We start from the raw sequence: 23829 nt of genomic DNA, 5'->3' as shown, positions 1-23829 counted from the left end.
TTCATGTTATAACGTGTTTCTTAAAAGCGTTCACTTTATAAGATATTACTTAAATACAAATGCCGGCCTTTCAGAACCAGCCTGTAGTATACCTTACTTAAATCTGCTTTTTAACTTTAATACAGGCATTTCAATAAAACGGTATGAAGCCTCCACCAAAAGCAAAGTCACAGCAATGCGGATAAGAGTTATAAGCAGTAAATTGGCTACACTATGATTCTCTCTAAATCTCTCAAAAAAGAAAAATATAGGCGGATGATAGATGTAGATTCCGTAAGATCTCATTCCTACCCAACGGGCAACTTTGTTTGTTAGAAGGCCATACTCGGGTAAGTTAATTGCAGCCAAAACAAAAAGACCGCATAACAGATTAGTGAACAGAAATCCGCCGTTATTGAAAAGACGGCTGTCTTTGTCGAGCGTAAAAAGCAAAACCGTAAATAGCATCATTACAAGTAAAAGCAGCGCTTTATAGTTAAGCTTTGAGTTATTAAAAAAACTGACGCCATTTAACTGGCAGTAGGCTAACACAGCACCTATCAGCATACAGTCAATCCTTGTAAATGTAAACCTGTACGTATCTATTCTAAATATACCGTAACTAATTACACCATCGTAATTAAATAAAAACAACCGGAGAGCACTTACTAGTACGATAAGTAACAATATGAAATAAATCCGGTGAGAAAACTTGAGCTTGCTAATCAAATAAAAGATTAAAGCGGGCCATATAAAGTAAAAATGCTCTTCGACCGATAACGACCACAAGTGACTCAAGGAACCCAACACATCTGGCGTGAGATTAGCAAAATAAAAAAAAGCGGCAAGTGATGCCAAATACCTGTTAGGATTACCGGGGTTTGTGTAGGACCAAAGTATATTGGCCAATAAAATACATACCAATAATGGTGGCAGCAACCGCAATAGCCGCCTGATATAAAATTTCTTAAATGACAGCTTCTTGGTATTAGCTATCTCAATCTCAAGTAGCGAAGTGATTAGATAGCCGCTTAAAACAAAAAACAGATCAACACCCAGCCAGCCGCCTTTTAACGTGCCATAAAAGCAGTGGAACAACAGTACAATTATGATAGCAAAGCATCTAACACCGTCTAAACTTTTTAGGTAAGTTAATTTTAATCTCATTAGCTTAAACATCCGGACGAGGTATATTATTGTATACTTCCGGAAAGGTCTAAAACTACAAAAATAAAGCTTAAATACAGGTTAACTGTATAATAAGGCATTCTTATAACCTGGTTAAATGTTGTAATAAATGCAAAAAGCCGCCTTTAGATTGGCGGCTTTTAAAAGTTTTTGTATTATGATCTTATTGATGAGCCATCATTTCTTCAGCTTCTTTAGCTGCTAAGTAACGCTCCGCATCGAGCGCGGCCATACAGCCCGTGCCTGCGGCAGTTACTGCCTGGCGGTAAACGTTATCCTGTGCGTCACCGCAGCAAAACACGCCTTCGATATTCGTTTGTGTAGTACCAGGCTTGGTTTTAATGTAGCCGGTCTCGTCCATATCAATCCAGCCTTTGAATATATCGGTGTTAGGATGATGGCCTATGGCTACAAAGAAGCCGGTTACATCCAGCGTTCTTTCTTCCTGCGTGCGGTTATTGATAATAACAACGCCGTTAACACCTTGCTCGTTACCTACAATTTCTTTGGTTTCGGTGTTATAAAGTACCTCAATGTTAGGCGTGTTCAATACCCGGCTTACCATTGCCTTAGATGCACGGAACTCCTCGCGGCGTACCAGCATATATACCTTGCGGCAAAGTTTTGACAAGTAAGTGGCTTCCTCGGCAGCGGTATCACCAGCGCCTACTATGGCTATATCCTGACCGCGGAAAAAGAAACCGTCACAAACCGCACAGGCTGATACACCAAAGCCATTAAACTTTTGTTCAGACTCCAGTCCCAGCCATTTTGCTGATGCACCGGTTGAAATGATTACAGTATCGGCCAAAATGGTCTTAACCTCGTCAACTACAACTTTATGCGGCAGGCTCGAAAAATCTACAGAACTTATGTATCCGAACCGGATATCCGAACCAAAGCGCTCGGCCTGCTTACGCAAATCTTCCATCATTTCAGGGCCCATTACACCATTAGGGTAGCCCGGAAAATTTTCAACATCGGTGGTTTGGGTAAGTTGGCCGCCAGCCAGCATACCTGTATATAAAACAGGTTTAAGATCGGCGCGGGCAGCATATATTGCTGCAGTATACCCCGCAGGACCTGAACCTATAATTAAGCACTTTACGTGTTCTGTATCTTGAGACATCAGCATAAGTATTAAGCTACAAATTTAAGCTTTTAATGCCTATACCACAAATGCCATACCGTCAATTAATTGACATGATTATTATGAGATTGCCCTTATAAAAGGAGCATTTATCGGTGGTAGGAGTAACAACTTGTCAGTTATTTAAATCAGTTTACTTTATAAGATAACCTCATGCGCAAGCCATGGGTATACTGGTCAGCGCATTTACATGGCATCCCTAAAATTCAATATTTTAATTCTTCCCTTCTGTCTTTTTGGTTAACAGCTCTATAATCTTTTCCTTGTCTTTTAGCTGGCTTTTTAACTGTTTAATTTGCTTTTTCAGGATATCGCCCTCGTTACTGTAAGATACCGATGGCTCGGCCAGTTGCAGATTGTCCCCTGCCATTTGGTAAGAATTACCTGCTTCGGCTAACTGGTTGTTTAAAAAAGCAGGTAGGGGTATTTGCAAAACCTCGCTTATCTTTTTGAGCGTTTTAACTTTAATGCTGTCTGTAGCCAACATCTTGTAAAAGCCCGCTTCGGTCATTTCAATTTGCTTGGATAGTTCAGCTAAGGTCATACCCATGGCTTTTGTGCGTATTCTGATATTACGCTCAATTACACCAAATAAATTATCAGGTTGTTTTTCAGCCATTTAAAAAATTTTAAGAAAAAAAAGTTTATTAACTTTACACTTTTACTAAACTTTAATATAGCTTAGTGGTTGTAATATATTACAAAACTTGGAAAATATTTTCTTTTTGAAGAATTTATGGATGAAATTGAATTTAAGTACCGTATAGAAGAACTGTTGAACCAGCTTTCTGTTAAACAATACCGACAAGCCGTACGCTTGATACCACAATACTTAGCCGTTAGTCCTAAAACATTTGCCAATTACAGAAATATCAGGTTGAACGACAGCCGCGACATTCCTCATGAAAAAGTTGCTATTATGGAAAAACTGTTTGCCCTGCAACCTGGCGAACTACAAAATTTTACAATAGACGCTTCTCCAATCTTTTAACTATTCAAAAACCAAACAATTAACTACACCTTATTACTGGTCTACCATGCCGTATATAAACGACGATTATTTTATTTCTTTGCTGGAAGAACAGCGCCGTAATCAGTTAGCTATTGATGAGCAAATTCAGGTAGAGCTCCTGGGCCTTACCGAGAGCATTGTAGCCAAACAACTGAGACGCAGATACATGGAACACCTGGCTATCCGGATATTGCAGATCGACAGCTTCCTGGAGCAGTGGCTCAATGGTATTCATTTACCGTCAGACCGGCCAGTAGAATAGTTGTGATTATTTAATTGTCCGCTTTATTACAACTTTCGCAACCTCATGCTCGGTTAATTCCGAACTCAACTCAGGTTGCGGTCTTTAAACCATACGTCGTCGGGTTCGGCTTTAAATCCGTCCATCAGGTTCACCAATTCTATAGCGCTGGCCGAGGTTAATACCAGGTCGCGGTTTACAGGCTTTAAAAAACGTTGCTCTACCATTACGTCCATTTGCTTCAACAGAAAATCATAAAATCCGTTTACATTTAAAATACCAATTGGCTTTTGGTGCAAGCCCAGTTGCAGCCAGGTGAGTACTTCAAAAAACTCTTCAAGCGTACCAAAGCCACCCGGTAAGGTGATAATACCATCGCACAAATCATTCATCATTTGCTTGCGCTCATGCATATTTTGCACCACATGCAACTCTGTTAAACCGGTATGCCCAACCTCCTTGTTCAATAAAAACTCGGGGATAACACCAACCGCCTTACCACCGTTTTTAAGGACCGCATTGGCAATCATACCCATTACCCCTACCCGACCACCACCAAAAACTAAAGTAATATCGCGACTTACCATTACTTGTGCCAATTGGTCTATGGCCTCGGTTAGCATAGGGTCGCCGTTAAAGTTGGCACCACAGAATACACATATAGATTTCATGAGAGGAATTAAGTAGTTGAGTGGGTTAAACAAGTTTCTTATTTACTTACTTGTAGAAAGCTTGTCCAAAAGTAAGTAACGTTCCGGATATTTTTCGCCTTGTGCCCTGCTCTCTACATCTATAATCATAACCTGGCGTGGGGTGGTACTTTGCAAAGTGTTCCAGGCGGGTAAACCTTTACCGTTAGGGTTGCCGGTTTTGATAAAGTTTACAAAGTAGTTCTGCAGGGTTTCCGACACTTTGAAATCATCAGGCGTCCAGTTATAAGCCTTGTTGTAGCGCAGGTTTCCAAGTGCATACTCAATCTCGGCCGAGTGTACGGCGCCTGGAGATTTGGCCGGGTCTCCTCGTTTACGGGTATAATAATAACGGTATACCGGTTTCCCTCCGGTTTTGCTATGGAGGTCGGTGAGTTTCCAACTGGCAAAAGCAATGAACCGATCAGATGCCAGGTCAGTAGCTGCCTGTTCAACTTCGGCCCCGTCTTTGGCCGCGTAGGCCTTCAATACTGCTGCTGCATTTTCTGCATAAAGCTTTTGAACGGCCAGTTGATAGGCATTAACCGTTACAGAGTCCTTACCCAGTATAGCCCGGTAACCGCTTTCGGCCGAATTCCAACCGGCTAATAAAGGCACTTTCATTTGCTGCCCGGCATTAAATATCTCCGAAGGCGTTTTGGGTAAAAAATAGCCGTCAACAGTAGTCGGAAAACGTGTGGCGGCCGATAGTTCAAGAAGCTTGTCGGCAGGCATATTTCGCAAATGGGCCAGCGAAGAAACACCAACCTGCGTCGCAAACTTCACGCCCACCTGTTCAGCATCAGCCAGTGGTACAGGCGACAGGTTACCCATTAATGAACCGCTTTCGGCAATAGCACCGGCAAACAAGCCTTTGGATAACGGTGATGCCATTTGCCCGCTTACCGACATAGAGCCGGCCGATTCACCCGCTATGGTTACTTTTTTAGGATCTCCACCAAAGGCTGCTATATTTTTTTGAACCCACAATAAAGCAGCATGCTGGTCCATTAAGCCATAATTGCCGGATGAGTGGTTGGGCGATTCTTTAGTCAGTTCGGGGTGAGCCATAAAGCCAAAAACACCCAGGCGGTAATTCACCGTAATAGCTACGATACCTTTGGTTGCCATACTTTCACCATCGTACCGCCCCTCAGAGCCATCGCCTGCTATAAAACCGCCGCCATAAAAGTATACCATTACCGGCAGGCGCTCTTTAGCAGATTTGGCGGGCGTCCAAACATTCAGGTATAAACAATCCTCGCTCCTGCCATCGCTTCTAAAAATCATATCGCTGTAAATAGCACGCTGCATAGCCTGCGGACCAAAATGATCGGCTTTGCGCACGCCCTCCCAGTTTTTTGGCGATTGCGGCGCCGCCCAGCGCAGGTTACCTACTGGCGGCTGTGCAAACGGCACACCTTTAAAGGCCCGTATGCCGCTAGCCTCCGTTACACCCTGTAGTACGCCATTAGCCGTTTTAATTTGAAGACTACCGGTTGTTGCCGTTTGGGCATGTACACTTATGACAAAAAATGTCAGAAACAGAATATTCAGAACTCTCATATATTTTGCGCTTTGGAGATGCGGTTAATTGGTAACGCAAATTTATAGTAATTGATGAACGTTTGGATTACTTTATTTACCACAAGGCAGATGAAATTGTAAAAAGTGCGACACAAAAAAAGCCCGGCTTTGCCGGGCTTTGATAAGATTACACTTTATCTAAAGGTTATTGTTTGGGTTTGCCATCGGCGTCCAATTCAACAATTGGGTAGCCCAACTTTTGTAAGCCTGGCAGTATACGTGCCTTATCACCAACTACCAGAATAACCATTTTATTGGTATCCAGGTATTTTGCCGATAACTGGTTCAATTCGGCTGGTGTAATGGTTGATAAGATTTTGTTTTGGTCATCAACGTATGTTGGCTTCAAATCATACTCCAGCAAGCGCGAGATGAAAGCTGCTTTCTGGTCGTTGGTTTCATACCGACGGGCATCACTTTGTCCTATCGAAGTTTGGGTAAACTTCAACTCCTCAGGGGTAATACCGTTTTGCTGATAATTACGTATCTCTTTCATAAACTCAACAACCGAACTGTCGGTGGCAGTGGCTAATACACCTGCAGAAGCGGTAAAATCGCCGCCATATTTGTTTGAGCTAAAGCCTGAGCGTGCACCGTAAGTCCAGCCGCGTTTTTCGCGCAGGTTTAAGTTAATATGGCTGTTAAAAGCACCACCTAAAATATAGTTGGCAATAATTAATTTATAATAATCGCCGGTTGGGTCGTAGTTCAACTTATCCAGGTAACCTATACGAATCTCAGACTGAGCCGCTCCCGGAATATCAACCAAATACATAGTTGTTTTATCAAACGTTTTACCTTCGACCGGAGTTGGAAGGGATACTTTTTTATCTGCCCATGAGTTAAGGAAGGCTAGATTACCTCTTGCAGTTCCCTGGTTCACGTCGCCAACAATCACAATTTGAGTTACCGAAGGTGAAAAATACTTATCGTAGTAATCCTGTACGTCCTGCAATGTAATGCCGGCAACAGTTTCCTCATTACCGCCTGTTGCATAAGTGCGCACATTATCAGTACCGTACAGTATTTTACTATATACGCTTGATGCCACACCTGCTGGTTGTGTTTTAGCTTGCTTAAAGCCTTCCAGCGTTTGTTTTTTTATACGGTCCAAAGCATCCTGCGTAAACTTAGGGTTCAGCATTCGTTCCTGCAGCAACGTCATGGTTTTAGGCAGGTATTTAGTTAACGAAGACACGCTGATGCCGATATTATCAAATCCGGCGTAGATAAAGATCTGGCTACCCAATTTATTCAGTTCAGAAGTGATCTGCTCTGCTGTATAATTCTTAGTGTCTTCATTCATCATTCGGGCAACAATACCCGCCAAGCCTGCTTTGCCAGGGTTATTAATGGCATGCAAACCACCGCCTTTAATAGAGATATCCATAGACACCGATGGAATTTCGCTGTTTTGGGTACCTAATATCTTAATACCGTTAGCCGTTGTTGCCGACCATATAGCCGGAACTTTTATAGCAGGGTTAGCACCGTTACCAGGTTTAGCAGCACGGTCAAAGTTATCGGTTGGCTTTTTATAAGTTAAGCCAGCGTAACCATAGTCGGGCGCTTTGTAACCAGCTGTGTTAACGGTATAATTATCGGCAGCAACGGGTTGCAAGGCACCACCTTTTGGCAATACACTTAATATAACCGCAGGTTTGCCTTTAACGTACTTGTTATACACACGCATTACATCCTCTTTGGTAACTGCACGTATATCGGCCAGTTCACGGCCAATTTGATTTGGGTTACCAGTAAGGTATTGCGCTTGCGCCAGTTCAGATACCTTACCACTAACGCTCGAAAGGCTGTTGATGTAGTTGGCTTCGGCACTTGCTTTAAAACGCACCAGGGCTTCGTCGCTAACACCAGTTTTTTCAAACTCAGTCAACGATTCGTCTACCAGTTTCTTTGCATCAGCCAAAGTTTGACCGGGGAAAGGAACTACACGGATGGTAATTTCGCCGGCCAGTTCGGTATTTGATGAACCCATTGATGCTTGGGCAGCTTTACGGGTTTTTACAAAGTTTTTGTAAAAGATGGAATTTCTTCCCTGACCGATAATTTCTGATAAAGCATCCAGCGGAGACATGTCTTTATCATACACCTTAACACCCGGATAGGTGATAGATAACAAAGGCAGCTTAGCATAATTGTCGGTATATGACACATAGCGGTCGGCTGTTAAAACCGGTGCCGGGAATGATGCATTTTTAACAACCGGGCCACGAGGGATGCTGCCAAAATACTTGTTTACTAATGCCAGCGTTTGTTTGGGATCCAAATCGCCACCAATGGTAATGGTTGCGTTATTAGGGCCGTACCAACGTAAAAAGAAATTCTTTAAGTCGTTTACACCAACTTTGTTTAACTCCTCAATGTAACCAATGGTTAACCATGAGTATGGATGCCCATAGGGATAAAGGTTTTTGGACGTGTATTCGCCTGCCAAGCCATACGGGCGGTTATCGTAATTTTGTCCGCGCTCGTTTTTCACGGTAGCACGCTGCACTTCAAATTTTTGCTGCGTTACGGCATCTAATAAAAAGCCCATACGGTCGGATTCCAGCCAAAGCATTTTTTCAAGCTGGTTGGCCGGTACGGTCTCGTAGTAGTTGGTACGGTCGCGGTTGGTTGAACCGTTAAGGGTACCGCCCGCTTCAGTAATAATTTTAAAGTGATCACCATTCGCCACATGATCGCTTCCCTGAAACATCATGTGTTCAAAAAAGTGGGCGAAGCCCGATTTACCTATCTCTTCGCGTGCCGAGCCTACATGGTAAGTTACATCAACATGCACTAAAGGGTCAGAGTGATCTTCGGCTAAAACAACGGTTAATCCATTGGGGAGCACGTACTTTTCATATGGTATTACCAGCTCAGTTCCCTTGCGGGTAACTTTTTCGACCAGTTTAGGCTGACCGCCGGTTTGAGCAATTGCACCCAACGACATTAATGCCACCGCAGGTACCAAAAGCGCACTTTTAAAAGATTTATTCATTTGTTTAAGGGTTGGTTTAACTATGTTTTACGTTAATTTTTTGGCGTAATAATATTAAGGATATTAAAACTCAAAAGGAAGCGAAAAGCAATTGTAACTAACTTGTGACAAACAACACACTCTTAGCCAAAAAAAGGTATTGGCAAATAAAAAAAGCAGGTTATCAGCTGCTATATTGCAACAATAACCTGCTCAGTTTATGCTTATCAGGATAATTACCTGGTGTAGTTAGGCGCTTCTTTAGTAATGGTAATATCGTGTGGGTGCGACTCACGTATACCTGCAGCTGTAATGCGTACAAAACGTGCCTTTTGCAGCGCAGCAATATCTTTGGCGCCACAGTAACCCATGCTGGCTTTTAAACCACCCACAAACTGGTAAGCTACCTCGGCAAGCGTACCTTTAAACGGCACCCTGCCAACAATACCCTCGGGCACTAATTTCTTTATATCATCTTCCACATCCTGAAAATAGCGGTCCTTTGAGCCAGATTCCATGGCTTCGATTGAACCCATACCCCGGTATGATTTAAAGCGACGGCCTTCGTAAATGATGCTTTCGCCAGGTGATTCCTCTACCCCTGCAAACAGCGAGCCTGCCATTATTGAACTGGCACCCGCGGCAATGGCCTTAGCAATATCGCCGGTATGTTTTATACCACCATCGGCAATAACCGGAACACCGGTACCCTCAAGCGCTTTGGCACATTCGTAAACGGCATACAATTGGGGTACACCAACGCCGGCTATAATACGCGTAGTACAAATACTACCCGGACCAATACCTACTTTAACCGCATCAGCACCAGCCTCGGCCAGGGCTCTGGCAGCATCGCCGGTGGCAATGTTGCCGGCTATTACCTGTAACTCGGGGTATTTGGATTTTACTTGCTTTAACTGGTTAATAACCCCTTTAGAGTGGCCGTGTGCCGTATCAATGGCTATTACGTCAACACCGGCTTTCACCAGGGCATCTACGCGTTCCATAGTATCGGCGGTTACGCCCACAGCAGCTCCTACCCTTAACCGGCCATGCTCGTCTTTGCAAGCTATAGGGTAGTTTTTAAATTTCTGGATATCTTTAAAAGTAATTAACCCGCATAAACGGCCTTCACCATCTACAACCGGTAATTTTTCTATTTTTTGATCTTGCAGTATTTCCTCTGCCTGCATTAACGTAGTACCCTGGGGTGCGGTGATCAGGTTATCAGTGGTCATTACCTCGCGCACCGGCTTGCTCATTTCTTTCTGAAAACGCAAATCGCGGTTGGTAACAATACCTTTTAGTTTATGGTCGGCATCTATAACCGGAATTCCACCTATGCGAAACTCGCGCATAATTTTGAAGGCATCGGCTACAATGGCATTTTCATCCAGCGTTACCGGGTCCTGTATCATACCACTTTCAGACCGTTTTACTTTGCGCACCTCATCGGCCTGGGCCTGTATGCTCATATTTTTGTGCAGCATACCTAAACCTCCTGCCTGTGCAATAGCAATAGCCAGTGCCGATTCGGTAACCGTATCCATAGCGGCCGAAACAATTGGAATGTTTAGCTTAATCTTTTTGGTTAGATACGAGGCGGTATCTACTTCGCGCGGTAAAACTTCAGAATATGCCGGTAAAAGTAAGACATCATCATACGTTAAACCTTCGGCAACAAATTTGGAGGGGTCGAGCTGCATGGCAAATAATTATTTGTTATTTGCCGGGCAAAGGTAATGTTAAATATGCAGATGTGCAAATAAGCCTGTTTGCCGACGCAGCGAAATGACAATTGGATGTGCAAGCATCTCATCAGTTCATTATAGATTTTTAAAACTATGACCATCAAACTTGCTATCACAACTTATAACGCTGGTTTGCACATTGCCTAAACAAAAAACAGCCATGTATCAACATGGCTGTTTATTCACTCTGCACCTTAAAATCACACTCACATTACTGATGCTATTAATACAAACCAAATGCCACTTTTAACTTTTTGAGAAATAAATTTTACTTCACATTAATATTAGTTAATCCCGACTTATTTCAGAGACTTTTAAACGTTTTGACCGCCGCAAACACTATGAATAGTGATCATGAAACAATATTGATGTTCAATCTATGTAGTCACTCCTGCATAAATTAGGACATTTTGCACTATATAACATACCTCAGTAACTAAGCATACAGCACCATTCATCATAAGTCCAAGTTTGTCTCGGCCTCTGGCTTTTCCTCTGTTTTTCAACGCTGTTTCTTTTTCTCTTCGTTTTCTTTTTTCATACGGTCACGCACGCCATCTTCAACTCCTCGGCCTGTTGACATAGGCTGATGAACGGAGCCTGAGGTTGCCTCCTTAGGCATGGATTTTTTATACTGTTGTTTGTGTACGATATTCCCGGAAAGCCACTCGGTAAAACGCGGAAATAAACGGTGCGAATTACGGGCACCGCGGGCTTTCCAGCCAACGGGCAGTTCTTTACGCGGCCGCAGGGATACGCGGATGACCGCATTTACCACTTTCTCGGGCCCATCCATAGCAGCCATGCGCGCAGTACCGCCACTATAATTGGCCGCGTGGCCCCAAAAAGGGGTATCAACCGCCCAGGGTTCAACGGTAACTACCTTGATTTGTTTTAACCCGCTCAGGCGCAATTCCTGGCTTAGTGCTTCATCAAATTTCAGTATAGCGCCCTTAGTTGCCGCATAAGTTGCATGATAAGCCAGCGGACTTTCGCTTTCAACAGACCCCATATTAATAAGCGTACCGTACCCCTGCGCTTTAAACAGTTTCACAGCGGCGTAGCTGGCATAAATAACACCTTTCAGGTTTACGTCAATTACCTTAGCCTGGTCTTCAAGCGGTATCTCCCAAAAGCGGCCAATGGCACCAACACCCGACATGTTTACCCATACATCAACTTTGCCATACTGCTTCACAACGGCTGCTGCCAGGTTTTGTACGTCGTCAGGTTTGCTAATATCGGTTGTTACCACCATAGCCGTACCGCCATTAGCACGTACTTTACCGGCCACTTCCTCCAGCAGATCGGTACGGCGGCTGGCCAGTACCACGTTGGCACCATAGGAGCCCAACTGCTCGGCCACACCACGGCCAAACCCGCTCGACGCACCTACAATGACATAGGTTTTACCTTTTACTTTAGCCTGGCCAGATGAACCTAATTTAGCGGTGGCGCAACCCGTAAGCATAAACCCCACAAGCAGGCAAAATGCAAAGCTGATGTAAAATTGTTTTAGCTGATGTTTTTGAGATTGTTTAACAGCTAGCGTGAGTTTGCTTAGACAGCCGTTTGTGTTATTTAATAAATGCGCAATCATATTTCTCTGTATTTATTTAAAGTGCAATTGAACGTGCTTTTTAAATAAGGGCTGATATATACAGGGGAGCGGCTATGATGCTTAAAAATATTTCATACTAACCAATTAAACAGGGGATAGTTTGGAGCGCATGTTTTGAAATTTGATGTGACCGGTAAAAAAGAAAAAGGGGAATTGCAATTAGCAATCCCCCTCCCTTTATAGTTCCACAGTATGGATTATGGCCTATTTTGTAGTACCATACAACTGGTTAAACAACAGTTTAAATGTACTATGTGCCTGCGCACGGAAAGTAATCTCCGGACCGAATACATAAAGCTTACCTGAACCATAAGGCGCTACAAAAGCGGCCATTGAACCTTTCAAGTATTTTTGGCCCCATGCCCAGCCGCTGCGTAAAGGCTTGTCGGTTGTATAGGTGGCCAGAGCCTTGATACCTTGTGCATTTGCATTGGGGTCAACCTTAAATGCCGGACTACTATCGAACATTACATCGCCAATGGCTGGCATACCCCAGGTAGCAGGCTGGGTGGTATCATACGTTACTTGTAATACGCTGCCAGGTATGTAAAATTTGTCGCCAGGCAAAGGCCTTTCTTGTCCGTTTACGGTTTCGGTTAAGGCATTTTTTACCGGCAATTGCAGGTGGTAAGCCAGGTTGGCGCTGCTGCCAATGGTTACAATGCTGCCACCTGCCTCTAAAAAGGCTTTCAGCTGCGGTACCGATTTATCGGCCGTAATGCGGCCGGTTTGCGTACGGTATTCGGCTGGTAACTCGTCGGGGTTAGGTGCGCGGCCGCCGAACTCGCCAAAGCCGCCGCCCTGACGTGGGTTTGCCGATGGGATAGCGCCGCCTACAAACACCAATACATCATACTTGCTTTTCAGGGCACCGGCATCAATTTGCTGGGCGTAAACGCGCTCAAAGTCAAAGTGCTGCTGTTCCAGCAACCAGCGTATCCATCCTGAAGGGATAGAACCGCCGTAAGTGTCCCACAAGCCAATGCGCAACTTATTTACCTTAACTGCACCCTTTGGTTTCTTGTTGGCAATAACTGCCTTTATACCAGTATTAGTTATTTTAGACAAAGCATTATGTGCTGCATCGCTTGCCGGAATGTAGAATGCACCAGCAGCCATACCTTCGGTTGCTGTTGGTACGCGGTACACATCAACACCAGCTTTCAGCAAATCATTCACGGCCGTAAAAGCGTTATTCACTTCGGGGCTAATAAGGTAACCGGCTTTGGCTACGTTAGGTGTGGCATGCAGCGGTGGTGTTTGCAGTTGGCCATAAGGCAGGCGTTTAAACGGCCCGTCAAAACCATCCAGCATACGGTCAAATTTAACGCCCATCTGGAATGCAAGTGTCCAGCCAGCGTTATCATAAGGGCGAATTGGAGGACCTCCGGGATATTGAAAATCGTTAGGGTGATCCTGCGGCTCAAACATATCCAGCACATGCGGACGGAAAGGCTGATCTGTTTTAACAATATAAGAGCCAGCCGGATAACTCACGCCATTCACTTTAAAATCGGCAGTAGCTTTTTGGATAACTATACCCGCACGCACCAGCGTATTAATGAATTTTACAGCTGTAGGAAAATCGGCCTGGTTAGCCGGGATGATATATCCACGCGGATCACGTAGTGTTGGGTCTTTCAGTACCTGGTCATAATATTTAAGCGGCACGCCGCCAAACCCGCGGCCACCCGCACCGGCAGTTTGCCCGGCAGGCTGATCTTTACGATAGGCTGCATTAACAGAATCAGCACGTTTGGGTGATAAAGTCCAATTATCTTTACTACCCCGGTTAATAGAATTTTTACCCATTACATACATGTTGTACAGTAACAGGTCGCGCTGGCGCACGGCATAGCCCAAAACCGCATAGTTTAACGACAGTGAATAATCTATAGACTGCTTATAGTGCCACGGCTGTGGCGTAACCGGAAACGGCGTATTACTGCTTGGTATTAAACGCTCGGGCACCAGGGGCACGCTGGCCGGGGTTGGGTTGCCAATAATTTCGGTTAGCAAACCCACCATATTGTGAAAGTAAGTGGTAGTGCGCAAGCCGCCGTTCCACCAGGTAGAGAAAGAGGTGCCGTTACGCTCGGTATAACCGGGTTTATTTTCGGCATTTAGACGGCTACTCATGGCGGCGCCTAAGGCATCAATACTGGTTACCAGCAGCGGATCATACACGTAGTTGAATGGATCGCGGTAAGGCGGGCCAGCCACTACCGAACCAGCCGGACCGGTTTGGTGATGATTGTACACAATTTGCGGAAACCACTCTAAATATTGCTGACGCGTAATATTTTGTGATTCTTTCATGTTCATCATGTAAAAATCGCGGTTGTTATCATGTCCTATATACTTTTCATACAGGCGCGGAATGTTCATATTACGCTTGGCCGGGTCTTTTTGGCTCATGTACCAGCTCGATACCAGCTCCTGCCCATCGGGATTGGCATGTACCAGGAGGATAACCGCATCATTTAATATACGCATGGTTTCTGCATCAGTACGGCTGGTGAGTTCGTAAGCGGTTTCAATTAGCTGGTGTGTACCTACGGTTTCGGTAGCATGCAAGCCGCCATCAATCCAAACAATAGCTTTACCCTGAGCTGCGAGGCTTTTAGCCTGTTCATCGGTCAGATTTTCGCTGAGCGCCAGTTTGCGCGATATATCTTTGTATTTATCTAAGTTTTTAATGTTTTCGGGTGATGAAACGATCAGCATCCACTGGTGGCGGCCTTCTTCGGTTAGGCCAATATCAACCAGCTTGGTACGGGGTGATGCAGACAGCTTTTTAAAGTAGGCTTCTGTTTGGGTGTAAGTTGCCAGTTGGTAATCGTCGCCTATGTTGAACCCAAAGTGCTCTTTGGGCGAGGGGACGGTTTGCGCCTGCACAGCCGTGGTAAGCCACACCGTGACGGCGAGAGTGCCGAGTAAGTTTAGTTTCATCAGGAAAGGAGTTTTAGTTTTACTCTCCTAATGTACTTAAAATGATAACCGCTTACATGTAACTTTTTTGTGGGAGCCCTGCGTAAAGTTAAGTTTATCAAGAGTCTTTAACTCATTGCCAACGTCCGTTTTGAGGGGGCTATAAAAGCGTTTTTCTCAACCTAAGTGCTTGTTTATTAAAGCTAACTCTTAGTTACCGGCCGTCACCTCCGTTACTTTAATAAGAAAGTTACGATCGACCATTAATCGCCCTGTAGCATTGGTAACGGTCAATGTTTGCCACTCGGTTGTGGGATTAATAACTGTAACGTTAGAGGGATCGAATGATATCTTAAGTGGCATATCAAAACCATCTACACAGCCCCACCAGCGATAATGTAATTTACCTGCTTGAAAATAATACTCGAGAACCGGAATTTTAGTTGTCTGTAAATATTGGGCAAAAACTTTTGAAAAGTCCTTTTTTGTATATCCGTTAAGAAGCTTTAAGATTTGTCCGGTATTTATGACCTGGTGATAAAATTTTCGGTTTATTTCATGTAGCCAGCCTCTAAAAACGGAATCGCCCACAAGCTGCCTTATGGTATGAAGCATGGCGCTTCCTTTGTAATACTTGTCTGATGTGTTTGTTCCTAAAATGGGGCTGTCGTTTTTTATCCTTTTCCATGTACCAAGTGCATACTCATTTCCAGCCTCCCTGCCAAACACAAAGTCGGTATACAAAGTCTCGAGATATTTAGTAAATCCTTCATGTATCCAGGTATCGCCATAAGTGGCCGCTGTAATGCTGTTTCCAAACCATTCATGCCCGCTTTCGTGAACCAGCATAAAATCCCATTTCAGCCCCCAGCCCGTTCCAGATATGAAGTCCTTTCCCCGATACCCATTCTGAAATCCGTTACCATAAGCAACTGCGCTTTGATGTTCCATTCCGGGCAATGGCGCCTCTACCAGCTTATAACTGTCGGCGTAAAATGGATAAGGCCCTAACCAGTATTCAAAAGCGCGCAGCATCGTATCTGTCTGTTTAAAATGCTCCTTACCTCTATTTAAATTATAATCTAATACCCAAAAGTCGCAATCAAGTACCTTGTTCAGCCCGGCATATTGCTTATGCCAGGTTACATAATGGCCAACATACGGAACGATGTTATAGCTGTTGATGGGGCTCTTAACCACCCACGTATAGGTAGCGGTTCCGTTATTACTGATTCTCCTTTTAAGCCTCCCGTTGGCTACTGCTACCAAAGTATCTGGCACGGTAATGTCGAATGACATGCCATTATCAGGTTCATCAGCCAGGACATCCTTACAAGGCAGCCAGATACTTGCCCCTGATCCTTCACAGGCTACACTGATCCAAGGTCTGCCTTTTTCATCTTTAGTCCATATCCAACCGTTATCAACCGGCGGATTCAAAGCCTCCCGAGGTTTTCCTTCGAACTGGATAATTATGGTATGCTTTTCCCCTGCTTTAATAACTTTAGGAAAGATAATTATATAGGCGCCCTCAGTTTTTCTTTTAAATAAAACATCCCTGTTATTCCAAACTACGCGGGTAATTTTCATGGGCTGTTGTAGGTCAACCTGCAAAGAGGCCCCGGCGTGTTTTGCCAGAAAAGCAATATGATTTTCTCCGGAAATAGATTTTTGACGATAATCAGGAGTCACAGCAATCCGGTAATGCGTTACATTCCACCAAGATTGTTCTGTTACGGTGTCTGATAAAACCAGTTCCGTACGCACACTGGAGCTATTTTGTGTTTTACCGTTTGCGTAAAAAGCGGTAAAAAGCAAAGTATGTAATAAGAAAGACAATCTGATAAGTGAAAATAGGCTCAGCATGTAGTTTGTGATATTTCGGTCTTTCATAAAGGTAAGGTTTTACGCATTAGCAAGTCCAAGAAACTCACTTATTGCTTGAGTCCGACTAATCTAAAATCAACATCGGTACGGCTAGTTAGCTCGTAAGCGGTTTCTATTAGCTGATACGCAGATCAAAATTACTGTGATTTCAGCTTGGCAGCCGGATTGAACCGTACAGCCTGATTGATTTGCAAACAAACAGTTACCAGTACTATACTAATAGAGATGAACAACGCGGCTAAAAATGGAGAGATGTTCATGCTAACGCGATAGGCAAATGTTTCTAACCACCTATGCCCAACTATAAAGGCAATAGGCCAGGCTATGCAGTTGGCCATTAATACGATGTAGAAAAACGGCTTGCTTAAGTTAATTATCAATTGCTGTGTATTAGCGCCAAGCACTTTTCTGATAGTTGTTTCTTTCATACGTACACGAATAGCTTGCGCTGCCAATGAGAAGAAGCCAAGAGAGGCAATAAATACTGCTAAAGCCGAAAAAAAAGTCAACACGGTTTGTAACTGCTCCTGCTTTACAAAAAGCTGTCCGTACAACTCGTCCAGGAAATGATAATTAAAATTGTCGCCATCGAGCTTGTTGATATCAACCCATCTTTTACCCAGGGTTTTTAAAATTGCCGGAATCCGATTGGCCTCTGCACTGATCATAATTTGCGTTTTTGACAATCCGCAGTTATCGTTCATTAAGTAAACGGTAGGCTGAATACTTTCCTCAAACCCTTGAGATTTAATATCTTTTACTATACCAATTATTTTGTATGAAGCTCCGCAACCCTGTATGCTACCACCAACAGGTTCCTTTAAATTCATTGCTTTGGCGGCAGATTCGTTAATCACTGCATTTAAAGAATCGCCTGGAATGGGGGAATTAAAAATGTGTCCGGCTTTTAATTTGATATTTAAGGTTTCGAAGTAATTGTAATCTACACCAATAGTATTTAAAGCATAGGGTTTGCCCTGAACTGCGTACTCATGTGTAACCGGCAATATGCCACCCGGAACATTCGTTGCTACAGTGACTTCTTTTACACCTGGAATTTCTTTGATCCTATTCCGCACAGGTTCGAAAGTTTTAGGGTTGTTATATAAGGCCAGATTATCAATGTATAACACCTGTTTAACTGTAAATCCTGGGCTTTCAGTCTTCATAAAAGTTACCTGCTGATTAATAACCACCAGCGTAATTATAAACGTAATGGCAATAGTGAACTGAAGTACGGTTACTGCGCTTCGTATCCAGGAAAGCTTTCCTTGCTTTGCAAGTTGGTTGCCCCGTAATACTTCTACAGGTTTAAAACCGGCCATAACCCAGGCCGGATAAACACCTGCTAATAAGGTAAGCGCAATTAAAGTAATGACGAGCCGAACCAGGATGGAAAAGTTAATACCTGAAACCAGCAGTTCGACCTGTAGTAACCTGTTGAAATATGGGAGCCCGATATACACCAGCCCGAATGCAATAAACAAAGCTGCCAGGCATTGAATAAATATTTCCAGCAAAAACTGCAGGGCTATGTGCCTTTTAATCACACCATTTACCTTTTTAATTCCTACTTCTTTTGAGCGTGTATCGGCTTGAGAGACATAAAGGTTGGTGAAATTAACAGCAGTTACAATGAGTATAATAACTGCTAGAACAGCCAGACTGTTGACAATTTGGTTGTTAACATGAGAACCGTAATGTGGCTTTAAATGCAGGTTTTCTAAAGCATCTAAATATATTGCAGGCCTGTTAAACCGGCTTATTGCTTCTCTGGCTACCTGGCTGGTATCAGTTAACGCAGCCTTTTTATAGATCTGGTCAATTTTTTTTGAGAGTGCGGCAATATCGGCATGAGGCTTAACGAGCAAATAGGTCTGATAAATTTGTGTTGCATAGCTTTGATCTTTGCCTGAGGTAATATCTGCCGAAAAACCGATACAATCAAATTTCAAGTTCGTGTTACCTGGTATATCGTCTGCAACTCCTGCAACAGGCATGGGCATGCCCGACCTTGACATCATGTTAACCGTTTTACTCTGAACCATTTTATCGCCTGGAAAAAGCACCGCAGCTGTTTCCTTAGAGAGTAAAATAGTTGGGCTTTGATTTTGAGGATTTAACTTAAACCCTTTAGGTTTTATACCCAATATCGTGGAAATGGAATAATCTGCACCCACCCATTTTTTGATCAGGAACCTCCCCGATGAAGTATAAAAAGGAATCTGAAACAAAGCGGTATTTATTCTGCCGGTTTCTTCAACTTCCGGGCACTGGCTTTTTATATCTGCTGCTAATTTACCAGGCGTATAAGGCGATGGTCCGTTGGGCATTTCCCTTTCCACCAAATAGATGCGATCTACGTTCTTGTTCCATTGGTCATAACTTGTTTCGTTGTTTACATACAAGCTAACAAAAATGAAAGCCGCTAAACCAATAGCTAATCCGGCTATATTTAAGAAATAGAAAGTCTTTCCTTTCAAAAAAGTACGAAATGCAATCTTAAAGTCTATGCTATTCATAGCGGTCGGTAGTCAATAAAAGGTATCTGTTTCAAATCCATCTACATTTAAGCCACTTAAACAAAGGTTTAATTATCAATTGGTTAAAGATACCTAAAGTGTACGATTGTGAACACTTGCGTCCGGTTTTGTAGCAAACATAATGTACGTTAAAGCATGTTGCCATTTTAATAATAAAAACTCATCACTTATTACGCAAGAGTAAATTAAAGAATTTCTGTACCAACGGTTTCCCTTTTACGGATGATAGGTAGGGCTACTTTTCTCAAAACAACTTTACCTGCATAATGGTTATAACTATAGCAGCATTCAACTGGCTGCGCTTTAACTTAAACAGATACTGCCATGAGAAATTACGAGACCTTAGTGGATGCCACTAACGACCTGATGCAAAGAGGATACGACGCCAATCTGAGCTTTGAAGATGATGGCGAAACCATAGATGATAAATCAAGAGATATACATATGCATGCTGATGACTTTGAAGTAGACGAGTTTTACCGCTTCGAAGGTCCCAGCAATCCATCTGACATGGCCATTGTGTATGCCATATCATCGGCCAAACATAACCTTAAAGGGGTATTGGTTGATGCTTACGGTACTTATGGTAACACCAGCACATCAGCTATCGAAGCTAAATTGCACCACCACCAGGTGAGTGATAAACTGCACGGCGAAGATCGCCCAACAGCGTCTTAATCCATACGGTTACTTTGCAACGCTTTTAGCAAACGGCGGCCCTTTGCCTGTATGGCAGGGCTGCCGTTTTGCATTAAATAATGTAGCTGGCTTTGCAACTCTTCGGCAATCCAGTCGTACCGCTTGTGCAAATTAAACAGTGTTTCACTTGCAAATGCTTTTACGGCTACTTTTGCTTTCTTATCTATTAACCAGTCGAAACATCGTTCCACAACCGGTTCCATATCGGTTGCCGCAATCATCATTTTCACATCCTGGGGTGCTTTGCCCGATGTTAAAAACACATATATGCGTGCATACTGCCTGTGGCAGCTATGATGCTTAGCTTTTACGCCATATTGAACAAGCATTTCCAAGTGCGGCGCATAGCGGCTTAAATTACCGGTTACTAATGTGTCCAGCAGCCACACCGCACGAAAAGCTATCTTACCGTCAGGGTGTAGCGTTAAGTTAAGTAAATCGGTAAATATAAAGCCTTCCGTTTCTAACTCTTTAGCTAATTTGTTTACCCAATTACTGGCCGTTCGGGCCGATAACAGCTTCAGTAATGTTTGTTGGTCTGTCATGTATAGGTTTAGAGCTATGTAAATCTATAAACTTTTCGGTTTAAATATCTTGTGGCGTATTGCAACGTTTTCGGCAATATGCTATCTAACAATCCTATTACACAGGACGGTTAACAGACAGTAATTACAAAATAATGTAATATAATAGCAAACCAATAAAGAGTTGCCCAACATGGGCCGCTAACCAATTAACCGAACATGAAAAACCTTACTACCTTGCTGTGCAGGCTTTTATCCCTTGCGCTTGTTTTAAATGTTGCCACGAGCTACGCCAAAGCTCCGGGGGCTCCCTCCTATTTACGCACTTGCGACAAGGTAAAGCCCACAGGCACCGATAACAAACCCTTTTTTGGCTGGTACGCGAACGATGTGGACAACAACGAAGTGCAGTCGGCTTACCAGATAGTGGTGGCATCCAGCCTGCAGAGCCTCAACAGTGATAATGCCGACGTATGGAATAGCGGCAAGGTAACTTCGGCTATGCAAAATTATGTGGAGCTACCCCAAAGGCTGCTAAAACCAGCCTCCCGATATTACTGGAAAGTGCGCACCTGGGATAGAACAGGCATTGCAGGCCCGTACTCGGCCGCATCTTACTTTGATACAGGTTTGTTTACCACTGCAGACTGGAGCGGGGCCAAATGGGTTAAGCGCAACACTACCGATAAGGATGATTATACCTACTATCGCAAAAACGTAAAACTTGGCGCCAAGCCCATTAAAAGGGCCATTGTTTATGTAGCGGCCTGCCATAACTACGAACTGTATTTGAACGGAAAGCTGGTTTCAAAAGGCTCATCTAACCATTACCCGCAATACGCTTATTATAATGCTTTTGATGTAACACTTTTAATTAAAGGCGGCCAAGCCAACAACCTGGCAGCCTTAACACATTGGTATGGGGGCGGCCAGGGCCGTGCTACCGGCAGCCGGGGCTTCATCCTTAAAATGGTAACCGAGTACGCCGATGGCAGCAAAACAACCACCGGTACTGATGCCACCTGGAAACAAAAACAAGCCGCTTACTGGACAGCTGGTCAGCCGCCGCGCAACGGTGAGGGTAACGGTTTTGTGGATAAGATAGACTCTCGTAACATTATTACTGGCTGGAACACCGCTGCATATAATGATGCAGCTTGGGATGCCGCTGTTGAAATTGGCGCTCCTCCGGTTGAGCCCTGGATAAACCCGCTACGGGCAGACCTTACACGTGTTATTGAAGAAAAGATTAAACCCGTATCGGTAAAAAGTTTGGGTAATGGTAAGTACCTTATTGATTTAGGAAAGATATATGCCGGCATGCCGTCTATCAATTTCCAGGGCGGTAAGGCAGGCGATGTGGTCAACATCCGTGGCTCTTACCTGCTGGATGATGAAGGCAATGCCTCAACGCGCAGAGGCAATCAAAGCACCAACCTGGCTTATTCCTTTACGCTCAACGGCAAGCAAGCCCTGTTTCAGCCCATGGTTTATTTGGCATACCGCTATATCCAGGTAGATAATTCGCCTAACGTGTTAACTACAGAAAATGTGCAGTTCATTACCCGGCACTTTGAGCTCGATCCATCGCGGGCGCAGTTCATATCATCGGATGATATGCTGAACCAGGTATGGAACCTTCAGCTACGTTCGTTGGTGCAGGGTGCGCAGGAAGGATTTGTAGATACCCCTACCCGAGAAAAAGGCGCCTTTTTGGGCGATGGCAGCTATCAAGGTCCGCCGGCTATGGCTACCATGGGCGAGCGCGCCATGAATCACCGCGTACTACTTGAGTTTTTAGACTCACAGGATCAGTACTGGCCCGATGGTCGCCTCAACGCCGTTTACCCCAACGTGGATGGCAAGCGTGACATTCCTGATTATACACAAGAATACCTGATTTGGATATGGGACTACTACCTGCAAAGCGGAAACAAAGAATTTTTGAGAACCAACTACGACAAACTTAAAAAAGTGGCCGATTATGTACATACCTACACTAACCCAACCACAGGCCTTATTCATAACCTGGCCGGTGGCGGCGGAGCTTACAAATACGGCATTATAGACTGGCCTCAAACTATGCGCTACGGGTATGATATGGCTACTGAATCGCGCACGGTAATTGATGCCCTTGCGTATATAGATTATGACATTATGGCTAAGGTAGCCGCGGCACTCGGAAATAACAACGATCAGGCGACTTACACTGGTTATGCAAGCGCTATAAAACAGGCCATAAATGCGAAGTTATTGAATGCCAATGGTGTTTATATTGACGGTTTGATGGCCGATTTATCGCAAAGCAAGCACATTTCGCAACAGGCTAATATGTATGCGTATGCCACGGGCATAGTGCCCGAGCAGAATAAGCAAGCCGTATTCGATGCCGTTAAAGAACGTAAAATGGCATCGGGCATGGTTACCCTGCGTTACCTGCCTGAAGCTATTGGACAAGCTAATGATGGGCAGCATATGCTCGACTTGTATACCAACCCCACATGGGACGGTTGGGCAAAAACCATTACCAAGGGCGGCACCATGACTTGGGAAGCCTGGGATGCCGATGTAGCCAACGAAAGCCTTTCGCACCCCTGGGGCGCTATTGGCTTGCTGGCGATGCAAGAGTACATGCTTGGCCTCAAAGTACTTAAGCCACAGCACGAACTGGTACAAGTAAAACCGCTTGACTTTCATAACCGGCTCAAATTTATTAGAGGAACATTCCCGACCGATAAAGGCAATATAACCCTCAGTTGGAACCGCGATAACAAACAATTCAGCATGACGGTTAAAATGCCAGTTAATGTTTTTGCTAAAGTTTACATACCTAAGTGTGGTGCTACCAGCAATCGGTTAATGATTGACGGAAAAGCCATAACCGGTACTAATGAAGGTGATTATACCCTGGCAGGCACTTACGGATCGGGCATACATACCTTTAGCAGGGCGCTGTAAAATATCGGTGGATAACAATTGTTTACGTGTGTATTTTAAATTATCATGGTTATCCGGCCTGTGTCATAAAGTGGCGTAGGTTAGCA

At 44.0% G+C, this 23829-nt stretch carries 16 protein-coding genes; 4 read left to right on the top strand and 12 right to left on the bottom strand.

Going from position 1 to position 23829, the window contains the following annotated elements; translation table 11 throughout:
* Window positions 1–93 precede the first annotated feature (93 nt).
* From ABDD94_RS06525 to ABDD94_RS06515, 3 genes are all read right to left on the bottom strand, one after another.
* Window positions 94–1146 carry an acyltransferase gene (locus ABDD94_RS06525; protein WP_345955156.1) on the bottom strand — a complete coding sequence of 351 codons (1053 nt, stop codon included), beginning with the start codon at window positions 1144–1146 and terminating at the stop codon, window positions 94–96.
* A gap of 184 nt (window positions 1147–1330) precedes the next feature.
* On the bottom strand, window positions 1331–2296 hold the full coding sequence (gene trxB, locus ABDD94_RS06520) for a thioredoxin-disulfide reductase (RefSeq protein ID WP_345955155.1): 966 nt from the start codon (window positions 2294–2296) through the stop codon (window positions 1331–1333).
* A 235-nt stretch (window positions 2297–2531) separates the two neighbouring features.
* Entirely contained in the window at window positions 2532–2936 is a 405-nt protein-coding gene (locus tag ABDD94_RS06515) for a helix-turn-helix domain-containing protein (RefSeq protein WP_345948340.1), read from the bottom strand.
* Window positions 2937–3053: 117 nt separating this feature from the next.
* On the opposite strand from ABDD94_RS06515, the gene ABDD94_RS06510 reads away from it, so the two are divergent.
* Window positions 3054–3308, top strand: coding sequence for a hypothetical protein (locus ABDD94_RS06510; RefSeq protein ID WP_345948341.1), 255 nt, complete (start codon window positions 3054–3056; stop codon window positions 3306–3308).
* A gap of 46 nt (window positions 3309–3354) precedes the next feature.
* The gene (locus ABDD94_RS06505) at window positions 3355–3591 is read left to right on the top strand and encodes a hypothetical protein (protein WP_345955154.1); all 237 of its coding nucleotides are present in this window, start codon (window positions 3355–3357) and stop codon (window positions 3589–3591) included.
* A 65-nt stretch (window positions 3592–3656) separates the two neighbouring features.
* Here the strand turns inward: ABDD94_RS06505 and ABDD94_RS06500 are convergent, their stop codons facing one another.
* The 8 genes from ABDD94_RS06500 to ABDD94_RS06465 all read right to left on the bottom strand — a co-directional run bounded on the left by ABDD94_RS06500 (window position 3657) and on the right by ABDD94_RS06465 (window position 19541).
* A complete protein-coding gene (locus ABDD94_RS06500; protein ID WP_345955153.1) occupies window positions 3657–4241 on the bottom strand; it encodes a TIGR00730 family Rossman fold protein in 585 nt (194 codons plus the stop codon).
* Between the two features lie 42 nt (window positions 4242–4283).
* Window positions 4284–5825: a carboxylesterase family protein gene (locus ABDD94_RS06495; RefSeq protein ID WP_345955152.1), complete on the bottom strand. Its 1542-nt coding sequence runs from the start codon at window positions 5823–5825 to the stop codon at window positions 4284–4286.
* Window positions 5826–5991: 166 nt separating this feature from the next.
* Window positions 5992–8850 (bottom strand): pitrilysin family protein, encoded by a 2859-nt coding sequence (locus ABDD94_RS06490; protein WP_345955151.1) that lies wholly within the window; start codon window positions 8848–8850, stop codon window positions 5992–5994.
* 215 nt (window positions 8851–9065) lie between these two features.
* Entirely contained in the window at window positions 9066–10535 is a 1470-nt protein-coding gene (gene guaB, locus ABDD94_RS06485; RefSeq protein ID WP_345948346.1) for an IMP dehydrogenase, read from the bottom strand.
* A gap of 547 nt (window positions 10536–11082) precedes the next feature.
* Entirely contained in the window at window positions 11083–12180 is a 1098-nt protein-coding gene (locus ABDD94_RS06480; RefSeq protein WP_345955150.1) for an SDR family NAD(P)-dependent oxidoreductase, read from the bottom strand.
* A 225-nt stretch (window positions 12181–12405) separates the two neighbouring features.
* Window positions 12406–15153, bottom strand: coding sequence for a M14 family metallopeptidase (locus ABDD94_RS06475; RefSeq protein ID WP_345955149.1), 2748 nt, complete (start codon window positions 15151–15153; stop codon window positions 12406–12408).
* 189 nt (window positions 15154–15342) lie between these two features.
* A complete protein-coding gene (locus ABDD94_RS06470) occupies window positions 15343–17025 on the bottom strand; it encodes a M1 family metallopeptidase (RefSeq protein WP_345955148.1) in 1683 nt (560 codons plus the stop codon).
* A 131-nt stretch (window positions 17026–17156) separates the two neighbouring features.
* Window positions 17157–19541 (bottom strand): ABC transporter permease, encoded by a 2385-nt coding sequence (locus ABDD94_RS06465; RefSeq protein WP_345955147.1) that lies wholly within the window; start codon window positions 19539–19541, stop codon window positions 17157–17159.
* A gap of 345 nt (window positions 19542–19886) precedes the next feature.
* On the opposite strand from ABDD94_RS06465, the gene ABDD94_RS06460 reads away from it, so the two are divergent.
* Window positions 19887–20240, top strand: a complete 354-nt coding sequence (locus ABDD94_RS06460; protein WP_345948351.1) for a phosphoribosylpyrophosphate synthetase — start codon at window positions 19887–19889, stop codon at window positions 20238–20240.
* Here the strand turns inward: ABDD94_RS06460 and ABDD94_RS06455 are convergent.
* Window positions 20237–20806 carry a hypothetical protein gene (locus ABDD94_RS06455; protein ID WP_345955146.1) on the bottom strand — a complete coding sequence of 190 codons (570 nt, stop codon included), beginning with the start codon at window positions 20804–20806 and terminating at the stop codon, window positions 20237–20239. The genes ABDD94_RS06460 and ABDD94_RS06455 overlap by 4 nt on opposite strands.
* Before the next feature lie 198 nt (window positions 20807–21004).
* On the opposite strand from ABDD94_RS06455, the gene ABDD94_RS06450 reads away from it, so the two are divergent.
* On the top strand, window positions 21005–23743 hold the full coding sequence (locus tag ABDD94_RS06450) for a family 78 glycoside hydrolase catalytic domain (protein WP_345955145.1): 2739 nt from the start codon (window positions 21005–21007) through the stop codon (window positions 23741–23743).
* Window positions 23744–23829: the final 86 nt, after the last annotated feature.

The organism is Mucilaginibacter sp. PAMB04168, assembly GCF_039634365.2.
GTDB lineage: Bacteria > Bacteroidota > Bacteroidia > Sphingobacteriales > Sphingobacteriaceae > Mucilaginibacter.
This window is presented reverse-complemented; position numbering and strand designations above follow the sequence as displayed.